10 protein-coding genes and 1 pseudogene are annotated in these 11534 nt (G+C 71.7%); 6 read left to right on the plus strand and 5 right to left on the minus strand.

Features of this window, described 5'->3' with window-relative positions; all coding sequences use genetic code 11:
- Positions 1-165: 165 nt before the first annotated feature.
- The gene (locus ACH4TG_RS22060; protein ID WP_398244112.1) at positions 166-831 is read right to left on the minus strand and encodes a Type 1 glutamine amidotransferase-like domain-containing protein; all 666 of its coding nucleotides are present in this window, start codon (positions 829-831) and stop codon (positions 166-168) included.
- A 364-nt stretch (positions 832-1195) separates the two neighbouring features.
- Here ACH4TG_RS22060 and ACH4TG_RS22065 point away from each other — a divergent pair, with 364 nt between their 5' ends.
- Together ACH4TG_RS22065 and ACH4TG_RS22070 are read left to right on the plus strand one after the other, a co-directional pair.
- On the plus strand, positions 1196-1849 hold the full coding sequence (locus ACH4TG_RS22065) for a hypothetical protein (protein ID WP_398244113.1): 654 nt from the start codon (positions 1196-1198) through the stop codon (positions 1847-1849).
- A 101-nt stretch (positions 1850-1950) separates the two neighbouring features.
- Positions 1951-2832, plus strand: coding sequence for a hypothetical protein (locus tag ACH4TG_RS22070; protein WP_398244114.1), 882 nt, complete (start codon positions 1951-1953; stop codon positions 2830-2832).
- 4 nt (positions 2833-2836) lie between these two features.
- Here ACH4TG_RS22070 and ACH4TG_RS22075 read toward each other — a convergent pair whose 3' ends face one another.
- Together ACH4TG_RS22075 and ACH4TG_RS22080 are read right to left on the minus strand one after the other, a co-directional pair.
- A complete protein-coding gene (locus tag ACH4TG_RS22075) occupies positions 2837-3058 on the minus strand; it encodes a DUF397 domain-containing protein (protein ID WP_398244115.1) in 222 nt (73 codons plus the stop codon).
- Positions 3034-3881: pseudogene (locus ACH4TG_RS22080) on the minus strand (helix-turn-helix domain-containing protein). The gene ACH4TG_RS22075 and the pseudogene ACH4TG_RS22080 overlap by 25 nt, the downstream one beginning before the upstream one ends.
- Before the next feature lie 307 nt (positions 3882-4188).
- Here ACH4TG_RS22080 and ACH4TG_RS22085 point away from each other — a divergent pair.
- On the plus strand, positions 4189-4626 hold the full coding sequence (locus ACH4TG_RS22085) for an ATP-binding protein (RefSeq protein ID WP_398244116.1): 438 nt from the start codon (positions 4189-4191) through the stop codon (positions 4624-4626).
- Positions 4627-4666: 40 nt separating this feature from the next.
- On the opposite strand, the gene ACH4TG_RS22090 is transcribed toward ACH4TG_RS22085, so the two are convergent.
- Positions 4667-5209 (minus strand): DapH/DapD/GlmU-related protein, encoded by a 543-nt coding sequence (locus tag ACH4TG_RS22090; protein ID WP_398244117.1) that lies wholly within the window; start codon positions 5207-5209, stop codon positions 4667-4669.
- 63 nt (positions 5210-5272) lie between these two features.
- On the opposite strand from ACH4TG_RS22090, the gene ACH4TG_RS22095 reads away from it, so the two are divergent.
- Positions 5273-5440: a hypothetical protein gene (locus ACH4TG_RS22095; protein ID WP_398244118.1), complete on the plus strand. Its 168-nt coding sequence runs from the start codon at positions 5273-5275 to the stop codon at positions 5438-5440.
- A 6-nt stretch (positions 5441-5446) separates the two neighbouring features.
- Here ACH4TG_RS22095 and yicI read toward each other — a convergent pair whose 3' ends face one another.
- Positions 5447-7729 carry an alpha-xylosidase gene (gene yicI / locus ACH4TG_RS22100; protein ID WP_398244119.1) on the minus strand — a complete coding sequence of 761 codons (2283 nt, stop codon included), beginning with the start codon at positions 7727-7729 and terminating at the stop codon, positions 5447-5449.
- A 323-nt stretch (positions 7730-8052) separates the two neighbouring features.
- Between yicI and ACH4TG_RS22105 the strand changes: the two genes are divergently transcribed.
- Positions 8053-9426, plus strand: a complete 1374-nt coding sequence (locus ACH4TG_RS22105) for a nitrate/nitrite transporter (RefSeq protein WP_398244120.1) — start codon at positions 8053-8055, stop codon at positions 9424-9426.
- A gap of 172 nt (positions 9427-9598) precedes the next feature.
- Positions 9599-10864 (plus strand): uroporphyrinogen-III synthase, encoded by a 1266-nt coding sequence (locus ACH4TG_RS22110; protein ID WP_398244121.1) that lies wholly within the window; start codon positions 9599-9601, stop codon positions 10862-10864.
- The last annotated feature ends 670 nt before the right edge of the window (positions 10865-11534 follow it).

An 11534-nucleotide genomic window follows, 5' to 3' on the forward strand; every position in this document is an offset into this window, starting at 1 on the left:
CGCCCCCGCCCGGGGGGGCTTTCCCGTGCCCCGCCCGGCGGGCGGGGGGGGGGCGGCGCAACTCCGGGGGGGGGGGCGGGCGCGGTCCGCCCCCCCCCCCACCCGCGTCTTCCGTCATCCCTGTCAGCGTGCCCCTGTCAGCGTGCCCCTGTCAGCGTGCCCCTGTCAGCGGGGGAACAGCTTCCAGTGCCCCTCGGAGACGACGTCGACCGTGCCGTCGACCACGGTGATCGCGGTGTCGTCGTCCACCGCGTAGGCCGGGACGGACAGGCCCTCGGCCCAAGTGACCGCGTCGGCAAGGGTGTTCTCCGGCAGGGCCGGGTGGTCCAGGTGCGGGAACATCGCGAAGTCGACCACGCCGAGCGTGCGGTCGCCACCGGCCGGTGGCTTCCACCCGACGAAGTCCTCGCCGATCTGGGGTGCCATGACCATGCTTCCGGCGCTCACCCCGACGTAGACCGTCTCCTCCAGTGACGGCAGGAGATCCGCGAGCCCGGACTCGCGCATCCAGTGGTGCAGGTACAGCGGGTCGCCGCCCGCCACCAGCAGGGCATCGGCCTCCCTGACCTGGGGGACCCAGAGATCGCGGTCGAGGCTCGGCAGCGCGGTGAGTTCCAGCACGCCCAGGGACTTCCACCCCACCTCGCACAGCGGGGTGCTGGCGTTTCCGCTGATCACCCGCCACGCCCCGGCTGTCCCACCCGGCAGGGCGTGCAGTGCCGTGGGAATGCAGAGGGCGCTCGCCTCGGAAACCGGCTTGCCCAGCAACCCGACCAGCGCGTTCTCGATGCTGGGGTTCTTGATGCCGGCGGAGGTGAGGAGAAGCTTCATGGTGCCTTCCTTGGTGAGGTCGTCGCCGTTGCCGAGGAGTCAACCACCGCCCGCCGGATACGTACAGGCGTACGAATGGCTCGGCCCGGTGCCGCACAGGCGCGGCGTCATCCGCTTGTGTACTCATTGCGATGAGTACGGCGTCGCGTGGACGCGGTGCGTGAGCGGCGACTAGCGTAAGGTGCGCGGGCGTTGCGTGAGTGGCTGCCAACGACCGGTGGGGCGAGACGGGGGGCATGTCGCCGTGGCACCCGTACGACTGCCCACCGCGCGGTGGCGGCCGGCGATCGCGATGCCGATTCCGAGGCTCACCGCCGCTTTTCCGGTGCGGTGACGCGCAGTCCACACGGGAGACAGGCTCACGATGGCACGCCGAACGACCGTTACCGCAGCTTGCACGCTGGCCGCAGCGGCTCTGATGCTCACCGCCTGCGGCGGGGGCGGGGACAAGAAGATCGCCGCGACGACGTCCGGAACCCCCGCGGGGGCGCCCAGCGCCAGTGCGACGACGACGCCGCCCACCACGTCTGCGCCTGGGGCGCCCACCTTCGACTTCCCGGCCGACGTGAAGGTCGTCGTGGACGCGGATACGACGGGGGATGCGGCGAAGAGCGCGATCCTCCGGGATCAGGGGTACGGACTTCAGGCGATCTACGTCGCCCTCACGAAGGGCGATCCCGAGCTGCCGTTGCTTCACAAGTACGTCATCGAGGACGCGCTGGCGACCTGGAGCGGAAGCATCAAGGGGGGCAAGGAACAGCACCTCACGGTGACCGGTGACCTGCGTTTCTACAACCGCAAGGTGGTCAACGCCACTTCGACGACGGCGGGAGTCACCTTCTGCGAGGACCAGCGCTACTCCTACAACAAGCACACAGACACCGGGAAGATCGACAAGACGAAGCCCAGCGCGAACAGTTTCGTGTTCCATACGGCACTCATGAACAAGTCCGCCGACGGTACGTGGCAGATGGCCAACTACAAGTCACAGCGAGGGGCGGCGCAGTGCCAACTCTGAGGAGGGCGGCCCGTCGAACGGCGGCGGTCGCTGCCATCACTGTCGGCCTGTTAGGGATCCTGGCTTCGCCGGGCTGGGCGGACAACGAGTTCCCCGAGCCCGTGAAGCCGCCGCCGAAGAAGGACCCCCCGCCCAACACGATCACCACCCAGGTCCAGTACAAGCGCAGCTACAACGGGCCTGGGCCGAAAATGGCGCCGGGCGCGGGATCCAACTGGTCGCCCCCCGCTTGCTGGTACGAACCCGAGTTCTCGCCGGACGATTTCGAGAACTACCTCAACAGCCACTATGTCTCCGACCAGAACGCCTTCGCGGACATGGCCAGGCGATACGGCGCTGAGAACTACCACAAGGGGGACAAGGGCACCTGGTGGGAGCTCCAGGTCCCGGACCTGAGCCGGGCGGGCGAGTGTGCGGGCATCGAGGACTGGACCTTCATCAAGCCCGGGAAGCCCCCGCCCAACACGCCCACCATCGACCCGAAGACCCTCGCCGGGCTCGCGTACGCGCAGACGGTGCTACCGGCCCCGCCGGTGACGCTGAAGCCCGTGCCGGAGAACCAACTGGTCAACCTCGCGACGGAGTTGGCGTTCAAGCTGCCGTTGCCGCGGGTGACGGTGACGGCGAGCCTGGACAACGCGGCGGCCGGCGTGCACGTCGCCGCGACGACGGTCGCGGAACCGTACGAGTTGCGGGTCGACGCGGGAACGCCGGACGCCGAGCCGGCGAGCTGCACGTACCGGCTGACCAACCAGGGCGGCACGTACACCCTGGACACCCACGGCGCACCGTGCAACGTCACCTACCGCCGGGCGTCGCCCCACGGCGGCTACACGCTGACCGCGTCCATCGTCTGGAAGGTGCACTGGACGCCCTCCGCGAACCCGGACGGCCCGGCGGCCACCGCCCCCAAGCTCCCGGACGGCGAGTCCACGCAGCCCACCACGGTGACGGTCCGCGAGAACGAGGCGATCGTGCACTGAGACGTCAGAGCGCGCCTTCGCGTACCGCGGTGAGGAAGTCCGTCCACGCGGCCGGCGTGAAGGTGAGGACGGGGCCTTCGGGAGCCTTGCTGTCCCGGACCGGGACAGTACCGAGGGCGCCGGAGGCGCCGAAGCCGACCTCTACGCAGGCGTCACCTTGTTCCCCGCCGCTGTAGCTGGACTTGCGCCACTGGACGCCATTCAGCTCGGGGGTGGCTCCTCGCATCGCTCGTGTTCCTCCAGAACGGCCTCGATGAGTCTCGCGGACGCTCCGGGGGACAGGGCGCACGCTTTCATCCGATCGTAGTGGCGGATGCGGCGTGCGATGGCTGCGCGGTCTTCGATCATCTCTCCAGCGGCACTGCTTTCCGTGTAGACGGCGGTCGAGTGGTCGGGCAGCGACAGCAGGATCAGCGTGCCCTGCGTGAGCGGGTATCCGAACTGCCAGAAGGGCATGACCTGGATGGTCGTGTGTCCGGTGTTGACGAAGGGAAGCAGGTTGGCCAACTGCTCCTGCATGACTGCGGCGCCACCAGTTGGCGCAACGCCGCTTCGTCGATGATCGCCCAGAAGTCGGGAGGGTTATCGCCGCGAAGGCGTTCCTGGCGGCTGAGCCGTTCAGCGACCTGACGCTGGATCTCCTGGTCATCGGCCTCGGGTTGGACGGCTGAGAACTGCGCGCGCATGTAGCCCTCGGTCTGCAGCAGCCCGGGAATGTTGCTGGCGCCGTACTCCTGAATGCGCACGGCCTTGCCTTCCAGCTCCAGGCAGTGGTCGAAGCGTCGGGGCGTACGTTCTCGTTTGATGACCTCCCAGAGCCCGACGAAGAGTTGACCCGTGCCAAAAGTGGCGTCGAGCTTTTCGGGAAGCGGGGGTAAGGGGAGGCGTTCCCCGGTTTCCACGCCGTGCAGGTGCGACTTGCTGTAGTTGACGATCTCGGCGAGGCGGTCGAGGGACAGCCCGGCGGCGGCGCGCAGCCGCCGCAGCTCCGCCCCGAACAACTCGCGGGCAGAGTTGGCGGGTTTGAGTTCCCGTGAGGTGGGTGCCATGGCTGCGTCCTCCCGATGGGCGGGTCGTGCGTGGGGCGTGGCGGGGGCTACCGAGCGTAGTGCCGGAGTGCGACAGCGGGAACGCGGAAAGTGAACTCGCTTGTCCCATGGTGAGGTTCGGGACAAGCGTTGGCCAAGGCATCGTGGGCGTCGGGGATGGGCGCTGGGCGGGGCCTGAGCTGCGGTGTGCCGGGGTGAGGGGCGGGATGCCCGACCTCTGGGAGAGGGGGAGGGGCGGCATCACGATGGGCGGCACGTCCGCTCGTCCGACCGGCCTCGCGCCGCAGCTCTCCGGAGTCGTACCGCTATGAACACCGTTCCCCCTGCTGTCACTTGGGGTCCCTGGGAGGCCGAACTCCCTCCCCGCGTCTGGCGGCTGGCACGCCACTCGCGCAGCGTGGGCCGGGCACGCGGCCGCTTCCGCGACCAGGCCGCTCGGTGGCGGCTGCCGGAGGACACCGCCGAGACCGCCGTACTGCTGCTGAGTGAACTCGTCACCAACGCCGTCCGGCACTCGCACGTGCGGGGGCGGCACATCGAGGTGCGGTGCCTCGTCGTGGGCGGGGCCACCCTGCGCGTCGAGGTGTCGGACGCCGGCGACGGCCTGCCCGTTCTGCGCACCGCCGCCGACGAGGACGAGTCGGGCCGCGGCCTGGCCCTCGTGGCCGCGCTGGCCGCCGACTGGGGTGTGCAGCCCCGCCCTCACGGCATCGGCAAGACCGTCTGGTGCGAGCTTTCCCTCTGACCCTCGTCCGGCCCGGCCGGTTGATGCCCCAGGGGGGCCGTCACCACTGCCGGTTCACGGTCGCCTTGCTGCCGGTCACCAGGCTTGCGGGCGGAACGTCGTCGGCCACGACGGCGCCGGCGGCGATCACGGCGTCGCGGCCGATGGTGACACCGGGCAGGATGGTGGCACCGGCACCGATCCACACGTTCTCCGCGACGTCGATGGGTGCGCCGGTGAGGTACAGCCGCCGCTCCCCGGGATCGACCGGGTGGCCGCTGGTGATGAACGTGACCTTCGGGCCGATCATCACGCGCTCGCCGATCCGGATGCCGGCGTAGTCCAGGAACGTGCAGTTCTGGTTGATGAACGCGCGCTCGGGGAGGTCGAGATGGAGCCCGTGGTCGGTGAAGAACGGCGGATAGATCGTGACCCTCGGCGGCAGCGGCCTGCCGAGGATCCGCTCGAACAGCTCCGCCTTGCCCGCGTCGTCCTCGAACGGCAGGACGTTCAGCCGGGAGGTGAGCTCGGTGACCCGCAGGACCCTCTCGGCCATGGCCTGGAACTCGGCACTGTGGATGCGCATGAGGTGGTCGCTGCTCATGCCACGATCCTCTCAGGCCCGCCCCCGACCGGGCCGCCCGGCCTCCGTCCCCTGGACGCCCTCGTGGACCAGTTCACTGACGTCCCGGTCCCGGGCCGGCCGGAGGAGATCGTGCTGATCTCCGGGGCCAGCCCGGTGCTCGACCTGGCCGAGGCGTTCCACGACATCTTCGACGCCGTGACCTCGACCTTCCGCTTCGTCCCCGCCCCGGCCGGTGGCACGGAGTCGTGACCCCCGTCAGGGGGTCGGGGGGAGGTGGAGGTCCAGGGGGATGGACGAGGTGAGGGTGGCGGTCCAGCCGGGCGGGGCGTCGGGGGAGGCGGTGACGGTGACCTGGTGGGCGGTGCGGGTCACGGTGAAGGTGGCGGCGGTGGTGCCGTCGGGGGCGGGGACGCGGCAGCGGACCGTGGTGCCGTCCTGCGGCTCGTAGACGCGCAGGGTCACCCCGCGGGCGTAGGGGTAGTCGGGGCGGTCGTCGACGGCGCCCCAGGGCAGGACGGTGCCGGGGCGGACCAGCAGCGGCAGGCTGTCGAATCCGTGGGTCTCCTCCACCCAGCGCGGGCCGGTGACGGTCCTGCCGGTCAGCAGGTGCGTCCACGTGCCGGCCGGCACGTAGTAGCCGACCCGGCCGTCGTCCGCGAACACCGGGGCCACCAGCAGCGATTCGCCCAGCATGTACTGGCGTTCCAGATGCGCGCAGGCCGGGTCGTCGGGGAACTCCAGGACCATCGCCCGCATCATCGGGACGCCCTCGTCGCGGGCCTGGCGCGCGGCCTCGTACAGGTACGGCATCAGGCGCAGCTTGAGCCGGGTGAAGGCGCGCAGGACCTCCGTGGCCTCGCCGCCGCCGTCGGCGGCAGCGCCCTCGCCGTCGTACACCCACGGCACCCGGTACGAATCGCTGCCGTGCAGCCTGCTGTGCGAGGACAGCAGGCCGAACGCCGCCCAGCGCTTGAACAGCGCGGCGCTCGGCGTGCCCTCGAACCCGCCGATGTCGTGCGACCAGAAGCCGAAGCCGGACAGTCCCAACGACAGCCCGCCGCGCAGGGATTCGGCCATCGACTCGTAGGTGGCCTCGCAGTCGCCGCCCCAGTGGACGGGGAACTGCTGGCCGCCGGCGGTCGCCGAGCGGGCGAAGACCACCGCGTCGCCGTGCCCGCGCCGGGCCCGCAGCACCTCGAACACGGTCTGGTTGTACAGCTGCGTGTAGTAGTTGTGCATGCCCTCCGGGTCGGAGCCGTCGAACCAGCGGACGTCGGTGGGGACCCGCTCGCCGAAGTCGGTCTTGAAGCAGTCGACGCCCATCGCGAGCAGCGCGTCGAGCTTGGCCGCGAACCAGGCGCGCGCGTCCGGGTTGGTGAAGTCGACCAGGGCCATGCCCGGTTGCCACAGGTCCCACTGCCACACGTCGCCGTCCGGCTTCTTCAGCAGGTAGCCGGCCGCCCGGCCCTCGGCGAACAGCGGTGAACGCTGGGCGATGTACGGGTTGATCCACACGCAGACCCGCAGGCCCCGGTCGTGCAGCCGGCGCAGCATCCCCTCGGGGTCCGGGAACACCCGCGGGTCCCAGGTGAAGTCGCACCAGTGGAACTCGCGCATCCAGAAGCAGTCGAAGTGGAAGACGGACAGCGGCAGTTCGCGCTTGGCCATGCCGTCGACGAAGCCGGTCACCGTCGCCTCGTCGTAGGACGTGGTGAACGACGTGGACAGCCACAGGCCGAACGACCAGGCCGGGGGCAGCGCCGGGCGCCCGGTCAGCGCGGTGTAGCGGCGCAGGATCTCCTTCGGGGTGGGCCCGTGGATGACGAGGTACTCCAGCGACTGGCTCTCGGCGCTGAACTGGACGCGGGACACGGCCTCCGAGGCCACCTCGAAGGACACCCGGCCCGGGTCGTTGACGAACACGCCGTAGCCGGCGTCCGTGAGGAAGAACGGGACGTTTTTGTAGGCGAGTTCGCTGGACGTGCCGCCGTCGGCGTTCCACGCGTCCACCACCTGGCCGTTCTTGACCAGCGGGCCGAACCGCTCGCCCAGGCCGTACACATGGGTGCCGACGCCGAGGCCCAGCTGCTCGCGCAGGTAGTGGCGGCCGTCGGCGGTCTGCAGGATGGCGGTCGACCGCGGCCCGCCGGCGGTCAGCGTCCGCCCGCCGGCCCGGAACTCCATCCGCCACGGCCCGTTCCTGGCGAAGCGCACCGACAGCCCGCCGGAGGTCAGGGTGGCGTGCTCGGGGTGGTCGGTGACGACCGCGTGCCCGGGGGTGGTGGTCACCGCGAAGTGCGGGCCGCGGTCCCGGCCGCCGGTGAAGTGGGTGAGGCGGACCGCGATCACGTCGGGCGCGGGCGCGGTGCAGGACACCGTGAGCATCGGGCCCTTGAGCAGGTCGCCGCGGTGGCGGACCGGAGTGGTGGGGGCGTGGATGTCGAGGCCGCCGGGGTGCGCGGTGACGTCAAGCACCTCGGCGGGGTAGGCGGCCCTGACGCCTTCGCGCAGCATCCAGTAGCCATCGGTGAACTTCACAGGCGGGCCTTCCGTGAGCGGGCTCGTGGGTGCGGAGGTCGGACGGGGAGCGCGCGTCGAAGCGCTTCGATGAAGGAACGTAAGGGGGTGGCCCGAACGGTGTCAATGGTGCTGCGTCAACGGGCTGGAGCTGTGTGGATATCCGCCAGATGCGGCAGGCGAAGCGCTTCCCGGAATCGTCCCCTCCGTGCCCGGCCGTCTCACAACCGGCGCCCGCCCCGGGTGAGTGCATGGTTGCGCCGACGTCACGTCGGGCAACGGGCGCGGTAACCCGCCGTTCCTAGCGTCGTCCGCACAGACGACGGTCGACGACGGGAGGCGTGATGGGCGGCGCGAGGCGCACGGCGGGCCGGTGGATCGAGCACTGGGACCCCGAGGACGAGACGTTCTGGACCGAGGGCGGCGGCCGGCGGACGGCCCTGCGCAACCTGGCCTTCTCGGTGCTCTCCGAGCACATCGGCTTCTCCGTGTGGAGCCTGTGGTCGGTGATGGTGCTGTTCATGGGGCCCGAGTACCACGTGGACCCGGCCGGCAAGTTCTTCCTGGTGGCCACGCCGACCCTGGTCGGCGCGGTGCTGCGGGTGCCGTACACGTTCGCGGTGGCCAGGTTCGGCGGGCGCAACTGGACGGTGGTCAGCGCGCTGTTGCTGCTCGTGCCGACGATCGCCGCGGCGGTCGTCATCGAACCCGGCGTGTCCTACACGACGTTGATCGTCGTGGGTGCCCTCGGCGGCGTGGGCGGCGGCAACTTCGCGTCCTCCATGACCAACATCAACGCGTTCTTCCCGCTGCGGGAGAAGGGCTGGGCGCTCGGCCTCAACGCCGGCGGCGGCAACATCGGCGTCGCCGCGATCCAGCTCGTCGGCCTCGCCGTGATCGCGGGGGCGGGCGCGACCCATCCCCGGACCGTGCTGGCCGTCTACATCCCGCTGATCGTCGTCGCGGCCGTGCTGTCGGCGCTGTTCATGGACAACCTGGTGCCGGTGCGGAACGACACCGGTGCCGCGGTCGCGGCCGCCAGGCAGCCGCACACCTGGATCATGTCGGTGCTGTACATCGGCACGTTCGGCTCCTTCATCGGGTACAGCTTCGCCTTCGGGCTCGTGCTGCAGAACCAGTTCGGCCGCACCCCGCTGCACGCCGCGTACCTGACGTTTATCGGGCCGCTGCTGGGCTCGCTGGTCCGGCCGGTCGGCGGGCGGCTCGCCGACCGCTACGGCGGCGCGCGCATCACCCTGTGGAACTTCCTGGCGATGGCCGCCGCCACCGCGCTCGTGCTGGTCGCCTCAGAACGCAGGTCGCTGGGGCTGTTCCTGACCGGCTTCATCGCGCTGTTCGCGTTTAGCGGCGTCGGCAACGGCTCGACGTTCAAGATGGTCCCGGGCATCTTCCACAAGAAGGCCGAGGCGGGCGGGCTGACCGGCGAGGCGGCCGTCGCCTGGGGGCGGCGGCTGTCCGGCGCGTCGATGGGCCTGATCGGCGCGGTGGGGGCGCTCGGCGGCGTCTTCATCAACATGGCCTTCCGGCAGTCGTTCCTCAGCCGGCACACCGGGACGCCCGCGTTCACCTCCTTCCTCGCCTACTACGCACTGTGCTTCGTCCTCACCTGGGCCGTATACCTCCGCAGGCCCGCGGGAGCGCGCAGCGAGGCCGGGCAGGCCGCGCAGGCGGCCCCGGCGGCCTATGCGGAGGTGTGAGGGCGGCACCCGGTGGCAGGCGGCGTAACACCGGGGAAATCCCGGCGAACCGCCGCGGACACCCCGCCTTGGGACGATGCCGTTCCGGCGGGGTGCCCGCGTGCGGAGACGGCGGGGCCCGTACCCCTCGGGGCGGCCCCGCGTCCCCGCCGGGCACGAGCACTCCAGCAAAGTGGGGCAGAGCCAGATGCACGCGCACAGCAGCAGGACCACCGGCGACGGCACGGGCCGCACCGAGGGCACGGGCCGCACCGAGGGCAGGGGCCGCACCGGCGGAACCGGCCGGACCGATCGCGGGGCGGTGCCGCCGCTCGCCGGCTTCACCGTCGGCGTGACCGCGGCCCGGCGGGCCGACGAACTGGCCGCGCTGCTCGAACGGCGCGGCGCGGCGGTGCTGCGGGCCCCCGTGCTGCGCATCGTGCCGCTCTCCGACGACGTCGAACTGCTCATCACGACAAGGCAGTTGCTGGACGACGCACCCGACGTGGTGGTCGCCACCACCGCGATCGGGTTCCGCGGCTGGGTCGAGGCCGCCGACGGCTGGGGGCTCGGCGAGGCGCTGCTGCGACGGCTCGACGGGGTCGAACTCCTCGCCCGCGGGCCCAAGGTGCGCGGCGCGGTGCGGGCCGCGGGGCTCACCGAGGCGTGGTCGCCCGCCTCGGAGTCCATGGCCGAGGTGCTCGAGCGGCTGCTGGACGAGGGCGTCGAGGGGCGGCGCATCGCGGTCCAGCTGCACGGCGAGCCGCTGCCCGGATTCGCCGAGGCGCTGCGGGCCGCGGGCGCCACGGTGGTCGCCGTGCCGGTGTACCGGTGGATGCCGCCGGAGGACCTCGGGCCCGTGGACCGGCTGCTCGACGCGGCCCTGACCCGCTCCCTGGACGCGGTGAGCTTCACCTCCGCGCCGGCGGCGGCGTCGCTGCTGGAGCGGGCCGAACAGCGCGGCCAGGCCGAGGCGTTGCTCGACGCCTTCCGCACGGACGTGCTCGCGGCGTGCGTCGGGCCGGTGACGGCGCTGCCGCTCCAGGCGCGGGATGTGCCGACGCGGCAGCCCGAACGGTTCAGGCTCGGCCCGCTCGTTCAGCTCATCGCCGCGGAACTTCCCGGTCGGGTGCGGCCGTTGCCCGTCGCCGGGCACCGCGTGGAGATCCGCGGGCACGCGGCGCTCGTCGACGGCCTGCTGCGGCCGGTGCCGCCGGCCGGCATGGCCCTGCTGCGGGCGCTGGCGCGGCGCCCGGGCTGGGTCGTCTCCCGCGGCGACCTCCTGCGGGCCCTTCCCGGTGCCGGGCGGGACGAGCACGCCGTCGAGACCGCGATGGCTCGCCTGCGGGTTTCTCTCGGGGTTCCGCGGTTGATCCAGACCGTGGTCAAGCGCGGGTATCGCTTGGCGCTCGACCCGCACGCCGACACGAAGTACGCGTCCGTGGAGGGGCGCGGGTAAGCGCTGAACGGGCTCCGTTCACTGGCGGTGCGGGTCCGCTCCCCGCGGGGTCCGGGGTGCCTCTCGCTGCGCTTGGCCGTGTGCTGGTCTCGTTGTGGCTGGTCGCGCAGTTCCTCGCGCCCCTGGCGGTGCACCTTCGGTGGGTGGGGTCGGGGCCGCCACGGGAGTATCTCCTCGGAACTGTGCGTGCGGCTTCCTCCGTTGGGTGGGCCGGGAGTGTGCACAGTTCCTGCGGGGACACTCCCGCACCGTCCCCTCCCGGGCCGGCCCCCGACTGCGGGAGGAATGGGCCTGGGCTTCCCTGCCCACCGGGGCGCACCCATAGGGGCGCGGGGAACTGCGCGACCAGCCACCTACGCACCGGGCACCCGGCAACTCACCCCCGGGGGCAGCCCGGGCCCCCCGCCCCGGAGGGGCGATGCTCCCAGGAGCGCGGGGAACTCCGCGGCCAGCCACCCACGCGCGTCGCAGACGGCAAAGCACCCTCGGGGGCTGCCCGGTTGCCGGAAGGGGCGCGGGGTCCCCCAGAGCTTCGCCTGGGAGGTACCCCCAGCGCGACCAGCCAGAGCCGGTCCGCACCCGGGAACGTGGGCCCGGGGGCACCCCGGGCCCCCGCCCCGGAGGGGCGATGCTCCCAGGAGTGCGGGGAACTCCGCGGCCAGCTACCCAC

The sequence above is a fragment of the Streptomyces sp. NPDC020917 genome (genome assembly GCF_044333795.1).
In the GTDB taxonomy this organism is placed as follows: domain Bacteria; phylum Actinomycetota; class Actinomycetes; order Streptomycetales; family Streptomycetaceae; genus Actinacidiphila.

What these genes read in the sequence shown, in the direction of transcription:
- ACH4TG_RS22060 (WP_398244112.1), bottom strand. Translation starts at nt 831, where the DNA reads ATGAAGCTTCTCCTCACCTCCGCCGGCATCAAGAACCCCAGCATCGAG.
- ACH4TG_RS22065 (WP_398244113.1), top strand. Translation starts at nt 1,196, where the DNA reads ATGGCACGCCGAACGACCGTTACCGCAGCTTGCACGCTGGCCGCAGCG.
- ACH4TG_RS22075 (WP_398244115.1), bottom strand. Translation starts at nt 3,058, where the DNA reads ATGCGAGGAGCCACCCCCGAGCTGAATGGCGTCCAGTGGCGCAAGTCC.
- ACH4TG_RS22085 (WP_398244116.1), top strand. Translation starts at nt 4,189, where the DNA reads ATGAACACCGTTCCCCCTGCTGTCACTTGGGGTCCCTGGGAGGCCGAA.
- ACH4TG_RS22090 (WP_398244117.1), bottom strand. Translation starts at nt 5,209, where the DNA reads ATGAGCAGCGACCACCTCATGCGCATCCACAGTGCCGAGTTCCAGGCC.
- ACH4TG_RS22105 (WP_398244120.1), top strand. Translation starts at nt 8,053, where the DNA reads ATGGGCGGCGCGAGGCGCACGGCGGGCCGGTGGATCGAGCACTGGGAC.